The organism is Nonomuraea sp. NPDC050547 (assembly GCF_044457345.1).
Taxonomy (GTDB): Bacteria; Actinomycetota; Actinomycetes; order Streptosporangiales; family Streptosporangiaceae; genus Nonomuraea.
Genome location: NZ_JBITGW010000022.1, coordinates 125826 through 144469, shown reverse-complemented (window position 1 = coordinate 144469; position 18644 = coordinate 125826). Strand labels below are relative to the sequence as shown.

Genomic DNA, 18644 nt, shown 5'->3' with positions numbered 1-18644 from the left:
CATATGCGGAACAACTCCCGCTTTGCCCATGTCCAGACCTTCGACATCGACCGGGTGGCCGCGGCCGCCGGAGCCGACCCCGACGTGCTGCGCATGGAGAACCTCGACACCGACGTGCCACCGCCGCCGAACGCCGTCACCGCGACCGCGCAGGCGCTGGCCACCGGCCAGGGCAACAGCTGGCTGCCCTTCAACGGCCTGCCCGTGCTGCGTGAGGCGCTCGCCGCCGACCTGCGCGAGCGCACCGGCCACGACTACGACCCCGCCCGCCAGATCGTCGTGACCTCCAGCGGCACCGCCGCGGTCATGCCCGTCCTGCTCGCCACCACCGAGCCGGGCCAGCGCGTGGTGCTCACCGACCCGACCTACGCCGGCCTCCTGCAGCGCGTACGGCTGGCCGCCGCCCAGCCCCACCTGGTGCCGCTGCGTGTCGACGGCGGCATGTGGCGCCTCGACCGCGACGCGCTCGCCCAGGTCACCGAGGCGGCGGCGATCATCATGATGAGCCCGTCGATGCCCGCCGGCGTCGTCCTCACCCACGAGGACTGGAGCGCCGTGGCCGAGGCGTGCGAACGCCTGGACGCCTACCTGATCTACGACGCGGCCATGGAGCGCATCGTCTTCGACGGCCACCCGAGGATCAACCCGTGCCGGGTGGACGGCCTGGCCGCGCGGACGATCGTCATCGGCTCCATGTCGAAGGAGTACCGGATGATCGGCTGGCGGATCGGCTGGGTGGCGGGACCCGCCGACATCCTGTCCCGCGTGCTGACCGCGGTCACCTACAACACCACGGTGGCCAGCGGCTTCGCCCAGATCGGCGCGGCCGTCGCGATCAGCGAGCCCAGCGGGGTGGCCGAGGCGGTCGCGGAGTACCAGGCCCGGCACGAGGCCGTGGTCGGCCAGCTCGCCGGCCTTCCGCTGGTCCGTGCGGCGGGCGGCTGGTCGTGCCTGGTGGACGCCGAGGAACTCGGCATCGGCGCCAGGGAGCTGTCCGACCGCCTGCTGGCGCGCGGCAGGATCGCCGCCACCCCGATGACCGCCTGGGGCGAGGAGGTCGCCCGCCGCTACGTCCGGCTGGTGTACAGCAACGAGCCGGTCAAGCGGCTCAACGAACTGCGCGACCGGTTCGCCGCCGCCCTCGCCTAACCCGTCCGGGGGAGCAGCAGGGTCTTGCCGGTGACCGTCCTGGCCTCCATGGCGGCGTGCGCGTCGGCCGCGCGCGCCAGCGGCAGCCGCCGGCCGATGACCGGCCGCAGCCGTCCCGCCGCGGCCTCCGCCATCGCCAGCCGGGCCAGTTCGCGCAGGTCCGTCGAGGGAAACGTGACGGCGGTGAGGCGCGCCTCTGGCACGGTCATGGGACCGCCCGCCATCCCGTAGGCGCTGATCCGGCCGCCGTCGCGCAGCAGCGCCTGCGCCGCCGCGCCGATCTCGCCGCCGACGCCGTCGAAGACGACGTCCAGCCCATCCGGTACGGCCGCGCGCACCCGCCCCGTCCAGCCCGGATCGGTGTAGTCGACGGTCAGCTCGGCGCCGAGTTCCTCCGCCAGGGCTCGCTTGCCCGCGCTGCTCGCCGCGCCGATCACCCGGGCACCCGCCGCCGCGGCCAGCTGCACCAGCAGACTGCCCACCCCGCCGCCGGCCGCCTCGACCAGCACCCACTCACCCGGCCGGGGCGCGGCGGCGGTGAACAACCCCATGGCCGTCCTGCCGTCGGCCAGCAGCGTCACCGCCTCCTCGGCCGACAGCCCGTCCGGCACCGGGATCAACTGCCCGGCCTGCGCGACGGCCAGTTCTGCGTAGCCCCCGGTGCCGCCCAGCGTCGTCACCACGCGGCGCCCGGCCGGCTCTCCGGTCAGCGCGCGGCCGGCCACGCCGTTGCCCAGCACCGCGGGCAGCTCGACCCGGCGCGGGCCCCGGCCCGCGCGCACCTGCGTCTCCACGAACGTCACCCCGGCCGCCGCCACTTCGACCAGCACCTCGCCGGGTCCCGGCACCGGATCGGGGACCTCCTCCTCGGTCAGCCGGTCCGGCCCGCCGTACTCCCGCAGGACGATCGCCTTCATCGCACACCTCACCTCAATAGCGGAGCGCAACGCTCCGGAAAGAAATCTATAACGGAGCGGAACGCTCCGCAAACCGCTATCCTGACTGCATGAGAGGCAGGCAGGCCGAAGCCCGGCGTAACGACCTCAAGCTGCTCGAAGCCGCCCTGGAGGTCTTCACGACCCAGGGCTTCGACGCGCCCGTCTCGGCCATCGCCAAGCGGGCCGGCGTCGGCATGGGCAGCCTCTACCGGCGCTACCGCACCAAGGAGGAGCTCCTGCAGCGGCTCGCCGTCACCTCCATGGAGCGCGCGGCGGGCGCGGCCGAGGACGGGCTGCGCGAGGAGGACCCCTGGCTGGGTCTGGCCGGATACATCCGGGCCTGCGTGGACTTCGGCTCGGGCAGCCTGGCGCCGGTGGCCGGGACGATCGCGGTCACCGAGGAGATGTGGCAGGTCAGCGAGCGGGCCGGCGCCGCCATCGGCGAGCTCATCGGCCGTGCCCGCACCTCCGGCGCGCTGCGGCCCGACGTCACCGACCTGGACATCGCGCTGCTCATCGAGCAGTTCAACCGGCCCGTCGCCGGGGTGCCGCACCTCAGGGACCGGCTGCTCACCCTCGCCCTCGACGGGCTGCGCGCCCCGGAGCCGACGCCGCTGCCCGGCCCCGCTCCAGATCGTCATTGGTATGAATCCCGATGGGGTGAACGGCTACCGTAAGACACGTGGCGGTTACCAGTTTCGACGACCTCTTCCGCGACCTCGCGCCGGGCGCCAGCGCCCAGGCCGCCGGCATCGCGCGCGGCTACGCCGGTCCGCCGGCCAGATCCATCGCCGCCAGGGCCGGGCTCGACCGGCTGCGCTGCGCCTCCCTGCTCAAACCGCTCTACGCCTGGGCCGCCGCCGGGCACATCGGCGACACCGAGCGCTGGCGCCGCCACGCCGAGCCCGCCGTCGTCGTCTCCTCCAACGCCGACACGCTCAACCTCTGGCTGTCGGTCGGGCCCCGGGTCATCCTCGACACGATCGCCCGCCGTACCGGGGTCTCCTGGTCGCCGCCCAACTCCGACCCGTCGCGCTTCGGCTCGGTCGAGATCGCCGCCGACGAGGTGGCCACCGCCTACGCCGTACTCGCCCAGGCCGCCCTCGCCGGTGAGCCCGTCGCCGCCGCGATCCTGGGCTGGATGCGCGCGGTCGGGACCGGGCAGACATACGGCGCGCGCGAGGCGCTGGGCGATTCCGGCGCCGCCGTCAAATGCGGCTGGTACGGCGCGGCCGACGAGACCTGCCTGCGCACGCATGCCGTCGGCGTCCTGCCCGGCCCCGGCACGCGGGTCGCGGTGGTGGTGGCGCTGACGGCGCAGCCGTACACCGACGAGATGGAACGGGAGATCTACCAGGCCAGGGTCGCCGAGGGCCTCGCGGTCGAGGCCGAGCATGAGAAGGTCGGCGGCGAGCTGCTGCGCGGCCTGATGGCCACCACCCTGTCCGAGCTGGGCGATCGCTCCGCCTAGAGGTCCAGCACGAGCCCGGCGCGGGCGACGGAGACCTTCCCGGCGAACTCCGCTCCGGCGGCCTCCAGCGCGGGCCGGTCGGTGTGGCCCGGCCACAGATGGGTCAGCACGAGATGGGCCACTCCGGCCGTGGCGGCGACCGTCCCGGCCTGCCGCGCGCTGGTCAGGTAGGGCGCGTCCTCCTCGGGAACCGTCTCCGGATAGGTGGCCTCGGCCAGGTAGACGTCGGCCTGCCCGGCCAGCTCGGCCAGTGCCGGGCTCGGCCCGGTGTCACCGGTGTAGGCGAGCGTGGCGCCACCGGCGCTCAGGCGCAGGCCGGCGTTGGGCACGTGGTGCGGCAGGTCGAAGACCCGCAGCCGGAAGGGGCCCACCTCGCCGTCGGCCACCTCGTTCAGGCGGAAGCTGCCCGCCAGCATCCTCGCCTTGTCCAGCGCCAGGACCGCGTCGAGCGCGCCCGGCGGCGCGTACACGGGCAGCGCGGCGGGCGGCCGGTCGCCCAGGGCGCGGGCGCGCAGCAGGGGATTGAGGTCGGCGCAGTGGTCGGGATGGCCATGGCTGACCAGCACGGCGTCGATCTGCTCAGCGGGAACGATCGCCAGGAGCCTCGGCAGCGTGGCGTACCCGGGATCGACCAGCACCCGGAAACCCTCGTGCTCGACGAGGTAACCGCTGCACGCCTCGCCCGCGGCGGGCCAGGCCCCACATCCGCCCAGAACGGTCAGTCGCATCAGATCATGCTCCCATGTGCGGGCACACGCGTACCCACACATGGGAGGGACATGTCTGGCGGGGGCTGGGCCTGACTACGGAATCGGCCGGATCAGATCGTCGAATTCGCCGTCCTTCATGCCGAGGCGGAAAGCCTCCCACTCGGCTTCGGTGAAGTACAGCCGCGGTCCGTCGGGGTCCTTGGAATCGCGCAGGACGAAGAGCCGGTCCTGGTCGGACTTGTGCGTGGCGGTGTCCCCGGTTGCGGCGAGGACGGCCACTTCAACGCAGTCTCCGCCGTTGCTACCGCTTCGGCGGGACTTACGCCAATGGAGAGCGCTCATATCTCCTCCTCTACCTTCGACAGCAAATCTAGGCTTGGGTGAACGGGTAAGGCGAGTGACCGGATGACGTCATACCTCCGTACGATCGACTCGACATCCGGGGGACGATCGGATACGTACCCCTCCCTGGCCGATTCCACGTAGACGAGATCGGGTTCTCCCGGGACTTTCGCGATGACGAACGCGCCGGTGAGCCCGGCCAGCGCCGGGGACTCCTTGGGGACCACCTGGACGCTGACATTGGGCAGGTCGGCGGTCTCCAGCAACGCGCGCACCTGCCCGCGCATGGTGGCCGCCGAGCCCACCTGCCGGTGGAGCACCCACTCGTCGAGGACCGCCCAGTACATGGGCGGGTCCGGCCGGTGCAGGATCGCCTTCCTGGTCATGCGTGCCGCCGCGGCCTCCTCGGCCCGCTCGGCGGTGGCGGCGGGTTCACGCATCAGCACCTCGCGGGCGTAGTCCTCGGTCTGCAGCAGGCCGGGGACCAGCAGGGGCTGCCACGTCTGCAGGGTGCTGGCCGACTCCTCGATCTCCAGCCATGGGCGGAACCAGGCCGGGTAGGCCGCCTGGCGTACCAGCGGCCACAGCCGGATCAGCTCGCCGCGGGTGTCGAGGACCTCGTCGGCCCGCTCGGCGAAGTCACGCGAGGGCGTGCGCTTGGCGAGTTCGACCGCGCACACCAGCGACAGCGAGTAGTTGAGCCGCTCGGCGAGCTGCTCCTGCGACAAACCCACGCGAACGCGATGTTCGCGGAGCTCCGCGCCAAAAAAGGCAAGCGGGCTCGAACCAGGATCGAGTTCGCGAGCGGAGGGCATCGGGTGCTCCAGGGGGTTCTACACGGTTCTACAAACGAAGCATCGAGCCATACAGTCTTGTTCTTCCTTGTACCTAGGGTAGTCATCCGAGTGCACTCTGGTATCAAGAATGCGCCAACGACAAGGACATGAGGTACCAATGTCTGCTGTCCACACAGAACGGTCGGAGGATGAGCAGCTGGAGCTGCTCGGCTGGGTCCAGGAGGGCCTGGCGGCTCTGGGCGTGCGGGCCCTGCTCGTACGCCGGCTGCGGCTCACCCTCGCGCAGAACCGCTACCACCCACCCGAATCCGACGGGCCCGTGCTCGTCGCCGGGCCCGTCACCATCAGCGTCGACGGCGGATACGTCGTACGCCGCGGCGACACGGTCGCCGTCCTCGGCGAGGTCGGCGAGACCGTCGCCTACATCAGTTCCCTGATCACCTCGGCGAGCTCCGGCGGCTCGACCGAATCGGGTAGCGCGTCCACGGCGAACCACCCGTAACCCAGGTAGGTCTGACGCTCCTCGAGAGTCAGCGATTGGTCGGTGCATACAGGCGACACCGACCTCAATCGCGCCAGGAAGAACGGTTCCGTCTTCACATACCGGATCCCCAGCCAGGTGAAGTCGCGGGCCACATCGACATAACGGTCGGTCACGACGTCCCCCGGCAGTCCGGTCTCCTCGGACAGCTCCCTCCGGGCCGCGTCGATCGGCTCGTCACCCGGGTGGAGTCCGCCACCCGGCGGCTCCCAGAGATCCAGGCCGCTGACATGGTCGCGCCAGTGCATGAGCAGCACCGAGCCCTCGCTGTCCAGGCAGACGACGCGCGCGGCAGGACGGTCGCTGGTGCTCAATTGGGCCCCCTGAATCCTTGATGGAGAACATCGGAAAGATGGTCTTCACGTCTCTCCCGCCGCCGGAGATCCTCAATCGGAGCCCCAAGCTCGGAGCCCTCGACTCGGAGCCCCGAGCGACTCGACCGGAACCGCGAGCGAGGAGAGAAACGCCCGTGCGCAGAATCGCGTCAGCCGCCTTACTGGTCCTGGCCGCCGTGGTCGTCCCGGCACCCGCCGCTTCAGCCGATCCCGGAACCCCGGAGAACAAAGTACTCAACTCCAGCGACGCCCCTCTCGGCGCGGTCGCCGTACCGGCCGTGGCCGACGGCATCAGCTCCGACAAAGTACTGGTCATCGGCATGGACGGCCTGCGCCACGACCGCATAGCCGCCGCCGACGCCCCCAACCTCGACAACCTCATCGCCACCGGCACCTTCGGCGCCAGCCTCCTGTACACCAACCCCATGGCCGCCACCTCCAGCGGCCCCGGCTGGTCCACGATCGCCACCGGCGTCTGGCCCGACAGGCACGGCGTCAAGGACAACTCCTTCAGCGGCAAGCGCTACGACCTCTACCCCGACTTCCTGACCCGGCTGGAGAACCTCAGCCCCGCCTACTCCACGTTCGCCGCCCTCGACTGGAAACCCCTCGGCGACCAGGGCACCTTCGGCACGAAGATCGACTCCAGAGTGATCCTGGACGGCGACGCCAACGGCTACCCCGCCGAGGACGCCCGCATCGCCACCGCCGCCGAGACGGTCCTGCGCCAGCAGAACCCCGACGCCGCGTTCGTCTACTTCGGCAACACCGACATCGTCGCCCACAACAGCGGCGCCGCCAGCCAGGCCTACCTGCGCGCCATCGCCACCCAGGACGCCTACGTCGGCCGCCTCCTGACCGCCATCAAGGCCCGGCCCAGCTACCCGGGCGAACGCTGGACCATCGTCGTCACCACCGACCACGGCCACACCGACGGCGGCGGTCACGGCGGCTCGTCCATGGAGGAGCGGCGCACCTTCGTCCTCGCCGCGGGACCGGGCATCGCCGCCGGCGCCCGGCCGCTCGACACCAGGCTCGTGGACGTGACCGCCACCGTCTTCAACGCCCTCGGCCTCGCGGCGCCCGCCGGAATCGACGGCAGGCGGATCGACCAGCGGACCGGCGACCCGTTCGAGAACGTGCCGCTGTCGGGACGGGTCGACGAGACCGGCATCCCGGCCGGGGTGCTGGGCTTCAGCCACAACGTGCCCGCCTCCTGGACCCTGGACACCTCGCGGATGCCCAGCGGGGGCGTGCAGGAGTGGCGCGGATGGTCGCTGACCACCGACGAGTTCTGGTCGCGGGCACAGCGGGACCAGTGGCGGGAGCTCAACGTCCGCGGCCGAGGGACGTTCGCCGTTGCCGACTCCGACGAGTGGGACGACAAGTCGCACGGTTCCGGGCCGTTCGACTCCACCCTGGTGACCGGCGGCTATTCCGTGGCCGGGAAGGCGTCCGTACGGGTGGGATACACCACGCACTACCGGCCGGAAGGGGCACAGAAGGCGCAGGTACTGGTGTCCTTTGACGGCGGGGGCGACGTGCTCGTCAAGAACTACACCGCCGAGACTGTTTCCCAGGTGGAGAGCCTTGTGGTGGGTGTGCCGGCCGGGGCTTCGACCATGAGGGTGAAGTTCCGGTACTTCGACGCCTCCAACAACTGGTACTGGGCAATCGACCAGGTCACCGTCTCCTGACCACCTGTTCTGGTCCGGCTTTCTGGTACGGCTTTCTGGTACGGCGGGGGCCGCCTGGTGGGCGGGCTCCGCCGTACATGCTGGGGGGTCACACCACCCAAACCCCTCACCCGCCCAGCCTCTCCACACCCGCCCCAGCCCCGCCCCGCACCTGACCCGCACCCGCACCTGACCCGCACGCGGCCCCCGCCCGCACTCGACCGGCGCCCGCACTTGACCACCCTGCACTCGCGCCTGACCTGCGCCGATGCCGCGCTGACCCACGCCGCTATTGCACGCACTGACCCTCGCCCGCTTTCGCACGCCCGGCGGCACCGGCCCCTCGCGCGCTCACCCCTGGGACTGCCACGCGGTCGTTTCGCGCAAGTGCCGGAGGAGATCCGCGCCGTTGGGATGGCCGCGCCCTAAGGCTCCGGTGCGTCCTCGTCCTCGCCCAGGACGAGCGTCAGCAACCCGGGGAACCTGGCGTCGAACTCAGGCCTGCGTAGCCGGTTGAGGCGACGGGCGCCTTCGTCGCGCTGTTCGAGCAGCCCGACGCCGCGCAGCACCGAGAAGTGGTGGCTGAGCGTGGACTTGGCGATCGGCAGGTCGTGGAACGTGCCGCAGGGCCGCGTCCAGTCGGGCACCGACGCGAGCTCGCGCACGATCCGCCGCCGCATGGGATCGGCCAGGGCATCCAGGGCAGCCTGCAGGCTCACCTCGACCGGAGAGGTGTGGCTGAGCGACCGTGTTCTGTTCGACTGCGGTCGAACACTCGTGTACTGTTCCATCTCAGTCGAACACTCTACCCTCAGGGAGGCCCCGACCATGGACGGTCGCATCGGCGTCTGGCACCCGCTCCTGGGCCGCGGCCCCGCACAAGCGTCACGGCAGGCGGCCGCCAAGCTGGAATCCCTGGGCTACGGCACGCTGTGGGTCAACGAGGGCCCAGGCAGCCGGGAGCCGTTCGCGGCCGCCGCCATCCTGCTGGCCGCCACGCAGCGGGTGGCGGTAGGCACCGGCATCGCCAACATCTGGGCCAGGGACGCCACGGCCATGGCCGCCGGTGCCGCCACGCTGGGCGAGGCCTTCGAAGGCAGGTTCATCCTGGGCATCGGCGTGAGCCACGGCGTCTTGGTGGAGGGCAGGGGTCACACGTACGCCAAGCCGATCAGCGCCATGCGTTCCTATCTGGACGCCATGGACCAGACGGCCACCGACGTCCCCACCCCGGTGCACCCGGCCCCACGCCTGCTGGCGGCGCTGCGTCCGAAGATGCTGGAGTTGTCCCGCGACCGGGCCTCCGGCGCCCACCCCTACTTCGTCCCCCCGGAGCACACCGCGAAGGCCCGCGCCCTCCTGGGCAAGGACCGCCTGCTGGTGCCGGAGCAGGCCGTACTCCTGGAGCCCGACCCGTCAAAGGCCCGCCAGATCGCCCGCGCCCACATGCACCCCTACCTACAGCTCCCCAACTACACCAACAACCTGAAAGACCTCGGCTTCACCGAGGCCGACCTGGCAGACGGCGGCAGCAACCGCCTGGTGGACGCCATCGTCGCCTGGGGCGCCGAAGAGTCGGTGGTGAAGCGCATCCAGGCCCACTGGGACGCGGGCGCCGACCACGTGGCCCTCCAGCCCCTGTCCCCAGAACGCCCCAACCTGGACCACGCCCTCACCCAGCTGGAACACCTGGCCCCGGCTCTGTCCCTGTAGCCCTGGGTTCACCGCTTCATGGCCCCGTCGGCGATGGCGTCGGCAGCGTCCCCGATCGCCATCCCGACAATCTCCAGCCGCCGTACGAGCTCCCGCTCCTTGAGCGCCAGGGAAGTGACCTCCCCAGAGAAGATCCGCGAAATCTCGTACTGGTACATCCGCCGGACAGCCCCACCAGCCTTCTTCGCCTCCAGCGCGTCATGCGCAACGGCAGAAGGCCGAGCCGCGAGATTCCGCACCGCATCCTCAAGCGCATCAATCCCCACGATCACCTGATCAAGCATCGGCGAAAACCGAATCTGATCAGGCACCCGATAAAGATGCGACTCCCGCACGAAGTCCCGCAAAGAATCCAGCACATCATCAATGGACCGCGACAGCCGAAACAAATCCTCCCGATCAATAGGCGTGACCAGCGCGCTCTTCAACTCATCCACAAGCCTGCGCCGCTCCTCATCCCCCAGATGCTCAATGGCCCGCATCTGCTCATGCGCCCCGGTCCGCCCCACCTCCCCACCGATCATCGCCATGGCCAGCCAAGCCCCGTCCTTGGTCGCCTCAAGCTGCCCCAGCAACGCCCCGGTCAGCGCCCGATCCATCCGCCCCGCAACAAGATCCCGAACCCGCCGCAACCGCCCCACCACACCCACCCTCCGCTCCACCCACCCACTCACCTAAAGCTCTTGCGATGTGGGCGGGTTCGGGTATGTGAGGTCATCGGGTGGGTGTGGTTCATGGGAGGGCGGCCTTGGCTGTCCAGGCGGCCATTCCGGCCAGGAGGGCGCTGGCGGGGAGGGTCAGAAGCCAGGCGGTGGCGATCTTGACGGCGGCGTACCAGCGGACTCGGCCGCCGCCCCCGGTCATGCCGGCGCCGATGAGGGCGCCGGCTACCACTTGGGTCATGCTGACCGGCATGCCGGCGGCGGCGCTGGCGATGACCGTGCCGCCCGCGGCGAGTTCGGCGGCCACCCCGTGCAGGGGCCGCGAGACGATGATCTCGCGGGACAGGAGGCGGCCCGCCTTCGGGAGGCCGTACAGGGCGCCCAGCCCGAAGAGGGCGGCGGTCAGGGCGGTCGTGCCCAGGTCGAGGTCTGGGGTGCCGCCGGCGATGATGAACACCGCCAGCATCTTCTGGCCGTCGTTGGCGGCATAGGCCACGCATTGCACGATGAACGCCACCCGATGCCAGCTGGGCAGGCTGTGAGCGTTGGCCAGGCGGAGCAGCAGGAGCGTCACCGCCCACGCCACCAGTGCGCCGACCACCGGGGCCGCCATCCCGAACCCCAGCACCAGCGCCACCGAACCTGCGGACACCGGTAATCCCCAGCCGAGCCCGGCGCCGGTCAGTCCACCGACGATGGCCAAGGTGAGGCTGGTGGGACGGCCCTTCGCACTCAACACCAGCACGACTGTCAGCGAACAGATGACGGCGATTGTCATCGCATATCTGCCGCCCGGATCGTGGAACGTGGCCAGACGATTGACGAACGTCAACGCCACCTGATGCGTTGCCAGGGGGATCAGTGCCACCAGCGCGACGAGGGTGAGGATTCCGGTGGCGGGCCGTACCGTCGGAAGTTTGAGGCCCGTGGCCAGGATCGCGCCGCCGTCGTTCATGCCGGAAACGATCGCGAACAAGCCCGCGACCACGACCAGCACGATGACGTCCAACGGCATGCGCTCCATCCCATTCCGCCCGGCCACGCCCAGGCAAGAGGCATTCGGCTATGGCGCCCATAGCCCCCTCCGCCCTCTGCCTCCCTTGCCGCCGCCTCGCGCCTGTCACGCACGCCCCCTCGGGCTCACGGCGCGCGCCTCTGCTCCCGTGGGCAACCGGTATGTGGGACTCCGCCCCGGAACTGCTGCTCTTCGGCGGGTGATCGGGTTTGCCCTGCTTCGAGCCGCTTGCTGGGTCGCGGCAGGTTCCGGTTGCGTTGGGCGGTGTGGCGAGGCCGTGTGCCCCGGCTCACGTGGATGCGGGCCGAACGGCCGATGCGGGTGGAGCGCGGGGGCGGGCCACGTCGTCCGGCCGGGTCGGGTGCGGGGCCGGCGGTGCGTGGCGGGGGTCGGGTGTGGGCCTGGCGGGATCGGGTGTGGAGGCGGTGGTGCGTGGTGAGGTCGCGCGGTGGGCGGTGGGCGGTGGGCGGTGGGCGGGGTCACGGGAGCGGGCGCAGTGGGTGGGCAAGAGCGCGGGGAGATGGCGTGGGCAAGCGGTGGGGGACGGAACGGGTTGGGGGAGGAGGGGTGGGCAAGAGCGCGGGGAGATGGCGTGGGCAAGCGGTGGGGGACGGAACGGGTTGGGGGAGGAGGGGCGGGGAAACGGGGCGGGGATGGGGTGGGCGCGGTGCGGGGGAACGGGCTGGGCGAGGAAGGGGGCGAGGGTGTGGGGCGGGGGAACGGGCTGGGCGAGGAAGGGGGCGAGGGTGTGGGGCGGGGGAACGGGCTGGGCGGGGAAGGGGGCGAGGGAATGGGTGGCGGAGGAGGGGGGTGGGGGTGGGTGGGCAAGGGGGAAACGGTTATGGGGGGTATAGGGAAAGGCGGCTGTCACTACGGTGACCTGGCCAAGTAGCGTCCGTAATGCCCGATACCTTCCCAAGATCGAGTGGATGATGGACGAAGAGCTCATTCTGTTGAATCCCGGTCCGGCCTGTACCTCGAAGCGGGTCAAAGACGCCCTGCTCCGCGGCGACCTGTGCCATCGCGAGCCGGAGTTCACCGAGCTGCTGTTCAGGATCCGGGAGGCGCTGCCCCGTTCCCTGAACCTCGGCGACACCCACGAGGCGCTCCTGGTCACCGGCTCCGGGACGGCGGCCATGGAGATGGCGGTCATCAGCTCCGTCCGTCCGGGCCGCGGCGTGATCATCGTGAACAACGGCGTCTACGGTGACCGGATGATCAGGATCGCCAAGGCGCACGGCATCCCGTTCCACGAGGTCAGGAGCGAGTGGACGGTCCCGGCCGATCCACGGGCGGTCGAGGCGGCGCTCGCGGAGCACGCGGACGTCGATGCCGTCGTCTGCGTGCACCACGAGACCACCACCGGCCTGATCAACCCGATCAAGGAGATCGGCGAGGTCGTGGCTGCTCACGGGGCGTTGTTCGTGATCGACGCCATCTCCGGCACGGCGATCGAGGATCAGGACCTGTCCGAGGTCAAGGTGGATGTCGTCTGCGGCACCGCCAACAAGGGGCTCCATGGGCAGCCGGGCATGTCGTTCATCCTGTGCGGCGAGCGGTCGATCGAACGCGTCCAGGAAGTGCCCGAGCGCAGCCTTTACCTGAACGCGGCCAGCTACCTGAAGGGCCAGCGCAAGGGCGACGTGCCGTTCACCCCGGCGGTCCAGGTCTGCTACGCGCTGGACGAGGCGATCAAGGAGTACGAGGAGGCGGGCGGGTTCGCGGCCAGGACGAAGCTGTATCGGGAGCGGGCGGCGCTGGTGCGGGGGCAGTTCGAGCGGCTCGGGCTGCGGATTCTGGTTGATGAACGGTTCCGGTCCAACACGGTGACGATGCTTCACCTGCCGGAAAGCGTGACGTACGCATCCCTTCACGACGAGCTCAAAAAGCGTGGATACGTTATCTACGCTGGTCAAGGGCAGCTTTCGCGAGATTTCTTCCGGATCTGCACCATGGGGGAGATCCCCTGGCACCGGCTGGAGCAGCTGGAGGACGCGCTCCGGGAGTCCATCGAGGCAGCTAGGGGATAACGCGATGCAGCTCAACCTGCACCGGCTCTGGATCTTCATGACCGTGGTCGAATGCGGCGGTTTCTCGGCGGCCGCGCAGAAGCTCTACCTGAGCCAGCCATCGGTGTCGCACCAGGTCAGGCAGCTTGAGCAGTCGCTTCGCACCACCCTGATCGACCGCAGCGGCGCGCGCATCAGGCTGACGCCCGAGGGCGAGGTCATGCTGGAGTACGCCAAGCGCGTCTTCCTCCTGGCCGACGAGGCCGTGGCGGCGATCCGCCAGGTGTCGGGCCTGCAGACCGGCACGCTGGTCGCGGGCGGCACCACCACGGTCGGCACGTACCTGCTGCCTCCGCTCCTGGCCGCCTTCCGCGACCGGCATCCCGGCATCGAGATCGGCATCCAGGTCGGCAACGCGCAGCAGGTCGAGCGCGGGCTGGTCGACGGTGAGATCGGCGTCGCGGTGCTGGCGGGCGAGCCGAGCGCCGCGCAGCTGGTCAGTGAGCCGATCCTGGAGGATCGCCTCGTCCTCATCACGCAGCCGGGCCACGAACTCTCCTCCACGGGTACGGCGGAGCCGCACGAGCTGGCCGGCGAGCTGTTCCTGATCCGCGAGCCGGGCTCGTCCACGAGGGAACTCCAGGAAGAGGCGCTGGAGACGTGGGGTCTGGAGGCGGCCGGCCGTACCGAGATATGGGGCCCGGAGACGATCAAGCAGGCCGTCGCGGCAGGGCTGGGCGTCTCGCTGCTGTCGGAGCACTGCGTGGAGCAGGAGCTCGCCGACGGGCGGCTGGCGGCGGTGGTGGTCTCGCCGGTGCCGAAGCCGCGCCCGATCGTCCTGGCCCACCGCCGCGACCGCCTGCTCGGCCCGGCCGAGCAGGCCTTCATCGCCATGCTGCGGAACGTGCGCAGCTGGCCGGGGATCAACAGGTTGAGGAGCATTTCTTGAAGGCGCTGCCCTCCCGCGCGCAGGTTGTGATCATCGGTGGCGGCATCGTCGGCGCCAGCGTGGCCTACCACCTGGCCGAGCTCGGCTGGACCGACGTCGTGGTGCTGGAGCAGGGGCAACTGTCCTGCGGCACCACCTGGCACGCGGCCGGGCTCGTGGGCCAGCTGCGCGGCACCGAGAGCATGACGAGGCTGATCCGGTACAGCACCGACCTGTACGCGAGGCTTGAGGCGGAGACCGGCTTCGGCACCGGCTGGAAGCAGTGCGGCAGTGTGAGCGTCGCCCGTACCCGCGAACGTATGACGCAGCTCAGGCGCACCGCCGCCCAGGCCCGCAACCACGGCGTGAGCGCCGAGGTCATCACCGCGGCCCAGGCTCAGGAGTTGTGGCCGGTCATGCGGGTGGACGACGTCGTGGGCGGCGTCTGGCTGCCGGGCGACGGCAAGGCCAACCCCTCCGACCTCACCCAGGCGCTGGCCCGCGGCGCCCAGCGGCGCGGCGTGCAGGTGATCGAGCGCGTCCGCGTCACCGGCGTCACCGTCAAAGACGGCGTGGTGAGGTCGGTGAGCACGTCCGAGGGCGAGATCGAGGCCGGTTACGTCGTCAACTGCGCCGGCCAGTGGGCCAAGGAGATCGGGCGCATGGCCGGGGTGACGGTGCCGCTGCACTCCGCCGAGCACTTCTACGTGGTCACGGAGCAGATCGAGGGCGTCCGCCCGGATCTGCCCGTCCTGCGCGACCCGGATGGCTATGCCTACTTCAAGGAGGAGGTCGGCGGCCTGGTCGTGGGCGGGTTCGAGCCGGACGCGAAGCCGTGGGGCATGGACGGCATCCCCTATCCGTTCGAGTTCCAGCTTCTGGAGGAGGACTGGGACCAGTTCTCGATCATCATGGAGAACGCGATCCACCGCGTCCCCGCCCTGGAGACGACCGGCGTGCGCATGTTCTACAACGGCCCGGAGTCGTTCACGCCGGACAACATGTTCCTGCTCGGCGAGGCGCCCGAGGTGCGCGGCTTCTTCGTCGGCGCCGGTTTCAATTCCGCGGGCATCGCCTCGGCGGGCGGCGCGGGCCGGGCGCTGGCCGAGTGGATCGTGAACGGCGCGCCGACCAGCGACCTGTGGCCCGCAGACCTGCGCCGTTTCGCCCGCTGGGCGGACAACGACACCTGGCTGCGGGACCGTGTCACCGAGACGCTCGGCCTGCACTACGCCATGTCCTGGCCGAACAAGGAGCTGGAGACGGCCAGGCCGCTGCGCCGCTCGCCGGTGCACCACCTGCTCGCCGCCGCGGGCGCGTGTTTCGGTTCGAAGATGGGCTGGGAGCGGGTCAACTACTTCGGTACGGCAACGCCGTACACCTTCGACAGGCCCGAGTGGCAGCCGCGGGTGAACGCGGAGATCAACGCGTGCAGGACGCAGGCGGCGCTGTTCGACCAGACGTCGTTCGGCAAGTTCACGCTGAAGGGCCGGGACGCGGCGGCGGCGCTGCAGTGGCTGTGCACGGCCGACGTGGACGTCGAGGTGGGCCGGGTCGTCTACACGGGCCTGCTCAACGACCGGGGCGGCTACGAGTCGGACCTGACGGTGACGCGGGTGGCGCACGACGAGTACCTGATCGTGACGGGTTCCGCGCAGAGCACGCGCGACTTCGACGTCATCTCCAAGGGCCTCGGCGAGCACCGCGCCGTCCTGGTGGACGCCACCGGTACATACGCCGTCTTCAGCGTCATGGGCCCTAAATCACGAGAAATCCTGCAAAGCGTGTCGAAGGCGGATTTTTCGGCATTCGCCGTCGGCTCCTCGCGGCTCGTCGACCTCGGTTACGCCACCGTGCGCGCCACCCGGATGACCTACGTGGGCGAGCTGGGCTGGGAGCTGTACGTCCCGTCCGAGTTCGCCGTCACCGTCTACGAGAGCCTGCTCGCGACCGGCCTCACCCAGGCCGGCTACTACGCCATCGAGGCCATGCGCATCGAGAAGGGCTACCGCGCGTGGGGCCGCGAGCTCGGCCCCGAGGTCACGCCCGCAGCGGCCGGACTCCGCTTCACCTGTAAGAAGACCGGCGGCTACCGAGGCGCGGACCGGGCCATGGACGACCCGGACCGTCACGTCGTCTCCATCGTGCTCGACGACCCCGAGGCCCACCTGTGGGGCGGCGAGTCGCTGCTGCGCGACGGTGAGCCGGTCGGCTACGTCACCTCCGCCGCCTACAGCCCGACGCTCGGCACCTCGGTCGCGCTCGGTTTCGTGAGCGATGCCGCGATGGAGAAGGCTCAGGTGGATGTCGCCGGAGAGATGTACTCTGCCCAGATCAGCCGTAAGGCGCCCTACGATCCCACCTCTTCGAGAGTGAAGGCATGAGCACATCCGAATTCGTCCTGACGCTGTCCTGCCCCGACCGGCCCGGCGTCGTCGCCGCGGTATCGGGTCTGCTGGCGGAGCACGGCTGCAACATCAAGGAGAGCCAGCAGTTCGGTGACGTGCGGTTCTTCATGCGGGTGCAGTTCACCGCGCCCCTGGCCGAGGACGAGCTCAGGGCGGCGTTCGCCGCCCTGGCCCCCGAATTCGCCATGGAGTTCACGCTGCGCGACGTGGCGCGCAAGATGCGGGTGCTCATCATGGTCAGCAAGTTCGACCATTGCCTGAACGACCTGCTCTACCGGGTGCGCTCCGGCGCCCTGGACATCGAGATCGTCGGCGTCGCCTCCAATCACCCCGACCTGCGCCCGCTCACCCAGTCCTACGGCATCGACTACCACCATCTGCCGGTCACCCCCGAGACCAAGCAAAGGCAGGAGGCCGAGGTGCTCACGCTGGTCGAGCACTACCAGGCCGAACTGGTCGTGCTGGCCCGCTACATGCAGGTCCTGTCGGAGGACCTGTGCGAGAAGCTCGCCGGGCGGGCGATCAACATCCACCACTCGTTCCTGCCGTCGTTCAAGGGCGCCAAGCCGTACCACCAGGCGCACGCGCGCGGCGTCAAGCTGATCGGCGCGACCGCCCACTACGTCACCTCCGACCTCGACGAGGGTCCCATCATCGAGCAGGAGGTCGCACGGGTCAGCCACGGCAACACGCCCCAGGATCTCGTGCGGATCGGGCGGGACGTGGAGTGCGTGGCGCTGGCCAGGGCGGTGAAGTGGCACACCGAGCAGCGTGTGCTGCTCGACGGTCACAAGACCATCGTCTTCCCCTGAGAACGCCTATGGGCGATAGGTGCCGAAGTACCAGGTGTTGCCCCCGGGGTCGGCGCAGCCGTACTCGCGCGAGCCGTAGGACTGGTCGACCAGCTCCATGGTGATCGTGGCGCCCGCCGCCTTGGCGTGGTCGTGGTGGGCGTCGGGGTCGTCGACGGCGACGTAGATGCCCGGCCCGCCCGGCTGCCCCTTGCCGATCATGATCATGTCCTCGCCGATCAGCAGCTCGGCGTGTACGACCGCGCCCGAGTCGTCCTTGCTGACCTGGTGGGCGGTGAAGCCGAAGGCGGCGGCCAGGAAGTCGATGGCCTTGGCCGGGTCCTCGTAGCGCGCGAGCGCGAAAACGGTGCGTGTCATACGGCCGAGTCTGCCGTGGCCGCCGCCGGAGGTCTTGGAAAAATCTGACCGGGCGTCTCCCCGCAGAGCAGGCGGAAGTCCCTGTTCATGTGCGCCTGGTCGTAGTAGCCGCACGCCGCCGCGGTCTGGGCGGGCGGGACGCCGGAGCCCAGCATCCGCCGCGCCCGGTCGAACCTGATCAGCCGCGCCGCCGCCTTGGGCGCCAGCCCGATCTCGTCGTGGAACCGCGCGACCAGATGCCGATGGCTCCAGCCGATCTCGTCCGCCAGGGCCGCCGCGCTCACCGAGCCGCCGGACTCCAGCAGCCGCCCCCAGGCCCAGCCGACCTCGCCGCGCGGCTCGGGGCCGCCGTGGATGCGCGTGGTCAGCATCGACTCGAACAGCGCCAGCCGTTCCGGCCAGCCCTCGACCTGGCCGAGCCGTTGCGTCCAGCCCGCGAGCAGGTCGTCGGCCGGGAGCACCAGGTTGGTCAGCTCACGCATCGGCACGCCGTACAGGCGACGTGCCCCGAAGGGGGTGAGCAGCGCCTCCACGCCCTCGGTGGGCGCCTGGGTCGTGGTGACGGTGTAGCGGTCGGACAGGCCGCCGGTGAAGGAAGTGAACCGGCCGCCGTCGACCTGCATCGGCGCGCCGAACCCGATGATGAGCACCGCGCCCGGCAGGGCCGGTTCCTGGCGGACATGGGGCTGCGCGTACCGCTCGCGGTAGGCGTACAGCCCCATGACGTACGGCCGCAGCGCGGGCCCGGGGACCCGCTCGACCACCGTCAGGTCGTCCACAC

At 70.4% G+C, this 18644-nt stretch carries 20 protein-coding genes; 10 read left to right on the top strand and 10 right to left on the bottom strand.

What is annotated here, in order from left to right; translation table 11 throughout:
* Window positions 1-3 precede the first annotated feature (3 nt).
* Window positions 4-1149, top strand: coding sequence for a pyridoxal phosphate-dependent aminotransferase (locus ACIBHY_RS43845; protein ID WP_397309825.1), 1146 nt, complete (start codon window positions 4-6; stop codon window positions 1147-1149).
* On the opposite strand, the gene ACIBHY_RS43840 is transcribed toward ACIBHY_RS43845, so the two are convergent.
* On the bottom strand, window positions 1146-2066 hold the full coding sequence (locus tag ACIBHY_RS43840; RefSeq protein WP_397309824.1) for a zinc-binding dehydrogenase: 921 nt from the start codon (window positions 2064-2066) through the stop codon (window positions 1146-1148). The two genes, ACIBHY_RS43845 and ACIBHY_RS43840, sit on opposite strands and share 4 nt — an antisense overlap.
* 89 nt (window positions 2067-2155) lie before the next feature.
* Here ACIBHY_RS43840 and ACIBHY_RS43835 point away from each other — a divergent pair, with 89 nt between their 5' ends.
* Together ACIBHY_RS43835 and ACIBHY_RS43830 are read left to right on the top strand one after the other, a co-directional pair.
* A complete protein-coding gene (locus tag ACIBHY_RS43835) occupies window positions 2156-2764 on the top strand; it encodes a TetR/AcrR family transcriptional regulator (RefSeq protein WP_397309823.1) in 609 nt (202 codons plus the stop codon).
* Between the two features lie 5 nt (window positions 2765-2769).
* Window positions 2770-3558 (top strand): hypothetical protein, encoded by a 789-nt coding sequence (locus tag ACIBHY_RS43830; RefSeq protein WP_397255063.1) that lies wholly within the window; start codon window positions 2770-2772, stop codon window positions 3556-3558.
* On the opposite strand, the gene ACIBHY_RS43825 is transcribed toward ACIBHY_RS43830, so the two are convergent.
* The 3 genes from ACIBHY_RS43825 to ACIBHY_RS43815 all read right to left on the bottom strand — a co-directional run bounded on the left by ACIBHY_RS43825 (window position 3555) and on the right by ACIBHY_RS43815 (window position 5425).
* Entirely contained in the window at window positions 3555-4286 is a 732-nt protein-coding gene (locus ACIBHY_RS43825; protein ID WP_397309822.1) for an MBL fold metallo-hydrolase, read from the bottom strand. The genes ACIBHY_RS43830 and ACIBHY_RS43825 overlap by 4 nt on opposite strands.
* Window positions 4287-4361: 75 nt before the next feature.
* The gene (locus ACIBHY_RS43820) at window positions 4362-4610 is read right to left on the bottom strand and encodes a DUF397 domain-containing protein (protein WP_397255067.1); all 249 of its coding nucleotides are present in this window, start codon (window positions 4608-4610) and stop codon (window positions 4362-4364) included.
* Window positions 4607-5425: a Scr1 family TA system antitoxin-like transcriptional regulator gene (locus ACIBHY_RS43815; protein WP_397255068.1), complete on the bottom strand. Its 819-nt coding sequence runs from the start codon at window positions 5423-5425 to the stop codon at window positions 4607-4609. The genes ACIBHY_RS43820 and ACIBHY_RS43815 overlap by 4 nt, the downstream gene beginning before the upstream one ends.
* Window positions 5426-5564: 139 nt before the next feature.
* Here ACIBHY_RS43815 and ACIBHY_RS43810 point away from each other — a divergent pair, with 139 nt between their 5' ends.
* Complete coding sequence (locus ACIBHY_RS43810; RefSeq protein ID WP_397255070.1) at window positions 5565-5909, top strand: hypothetical protein; 345 nt, start codon at window positions 5565-5567, stop codon at window positions 5907-5909.
* Here ACIBHY_RS43810 and ACIBHY_RS43805 read toward each other — a convergent pair.
* Entirely contained in the window at window positions 5828-6262 is a 435-nt protein-coding gene (locus tag ACIBHY_RS43805; protein WP_397255072.1) for an NUDIX domain-containing protein, read from the bottom strand. The genes ACIBHY_RS43810 and ACIBHY_RS43805 overlap by 82 nt on opposite strands.
* Before the next feature lie 155 nt (window positions 6263-6417).
* On the opposite strand from ACIBHY_RS43805, the gene ACIBHY_RS43800 reads away from it, so the two are divergent.
* Window positions 6418-7980 carry an alkaline phosphatase family protein gene (locus ACIBHY_RS43800; protein ID WP_397309821.1) on the top strand — a complete coding sequence of 521 codons (1563 nt, stop codon included), beginning with the start codon at window positions 6418-6420 and terminating at the stop codon, window positions 7978-7980.
* A gap of 404 nt (window positions 7981-8384) precedes the next feature.
* Here ACIBHY_RS43800 and ACIBHY_RS43795 read toward each other — a convergent pair whose 3' ends face one another.
* Window positions 8385-8678 (bottom strand): ArsR/SmtB family transcription factor, encoded by a 294-nt coding sequence (locus ACIBHY_RS43795; protein WP_397255076.1) that lies wholly within the window; start codon window positions 8676-8678, stop codon window positions 8385-8387.
* A gap of 109 nt (window positions 8679-8787) precedes the next feature.
* Between ACIBHY_RS43795 and ACIBHY_RS43790 the strand changes: the two genes are divergently transcribed.
* Window positions 8788-9672 carry a TIGR03620 family F420-dependent LLM class oxidoreductase gene (locus tag ACIBHY_RS43790; RefSeq protein ID WP_397255078.1) on the top strand — a complete coding sequence of 295 codons (885 nt, stop codon included), beginning with the start codon at window positions 8788-8790 and terminating at the stop codon, window positions 9670-9672.
* Window positions 9673-9680: 8 nt separating this feature from the next.
* Here ACIBHY_RS43790 and ACIBHY_RS43785 read toward each other — a convergent pair whose 3' ends face one another.
* The gene (locus ACIBHY_RS43785) at window positions 9681-10322 is read right to left on the bottom strand and encodes a DUF47 domain-containing protein (RefSeq protein ID WP_397255080.1); all 642 of its coding nucleotides are present in this window, start codon (window positions 10320-10322) and stop codon (window positions 9681-9683) included.
* 82 nt (window positions 10323-10404) lie between these two features.
* Window positions 10405-11349: an anion permease gene (locus tag ACIBHY_RS43780; protein ID WP_397309820.1), complete on the bottom strand. Its 945-nt coding sequence runs from the start codon at window positions 11347-11349 to the stop codon at window positions 10405-10407.
* A 929-nt stretch (window positions 11350-12278) separates the two neighbouring features.
* On the opposite strand from ACIBHY_RS43780, the gene ACIBHY_RS43775 reads away from it, so the two are divergent.
* The 4 genes from ACIBHY_RS43775 to purU are packed head-to-tail and all read left to right on the top strand — an operon-like array spanning window position 12279 to window position 17506.
* Window positions 12279-13379, top strand: a complete 1101-nt coding sequence (locus tag ACIBHY_RS43775) for a pyridoxal-phosphate-dependent aminotransferase family protein (protein ID WP_397255084.1) — start codon at window positions 12279-12281, stop codon at window positions 13377-13379.
* 4 nt (window positions 13380-13383) lie between these two features.
* A complete protein-coding gene (locus ACIBHY_RS43770; RefSeq protein ID WP_397255088.1) occupies window positions 13384-14307 on the top strand; it encodes a LysR family transcriptional regulator in 924 nt (307 codons plus the stop codon).
* Window positions 14304-16670 (top strand): FAD-dependent oxidoreductase, encoded by a 2367-nt coding sequence (locus tag ACIBHY_RS43765; RefSeq protein ID WP_397309819.1) that lies wholly within the window; start codon window positions 14304-14306, stop codon window positions 16668-16670. The genes ACIBHY_RS43770 and ACIBHY_RS43765 overlap by 4 nt, the downstream gene beginning before the upstream one ends.
* Window positions 16667-17506: a formyltetrahydrofolate deformylase gene (purU, locus tag ACIBHY_RS43760; protein ID WP_397255092.1), complete on the top strand. Its 840-nt coding sequence runs from the start codon at window positions 16667-16669 to the stop codon at window positions 17504-17506. Before ACIBHY_RS43765 ends, purU begins: the two co-directional genes overlap by 4 nt.
* A 6-nt stretch (window positions 17507-17512) precedes the next feature.
* On the opposite strand, the gene ACIBHY_RS43755 is transcribed toward purU, so the two are convergent.
* Both ACIBHY_RS43755 and ACIBHY_RS43750 read right to left on the bottom strand, forming a co-directional pair.
* A complete protein-coding gene (locus ACIBHY_RS43755) occupies window positions 17513-17863 on the bottom strand; it encodes a VOC family protein (RefSeq protein ID WP_397309818.1) in 351 nt (116 codons plus the stop codon).
* The gene (locus ACIBHY_RS43750; RefSeq protein ID WP_397309817.1) at window positions 17860-18642 is read right to left on the bottom strand and encodes a helix-turn-helix domain-containing protein; all 783 of its coding nucleotides are present in this window, start codon (window positions 18640-18642) and stop codon (window positions 17860-17862) included. Before ACIBHY_RS43750 ends, ACIBHY_RS43755 begins: the two co-directional genes overlap by 4 nt.
* Window positions 18643-18644 lie beyond the last annotated feature (2 nt).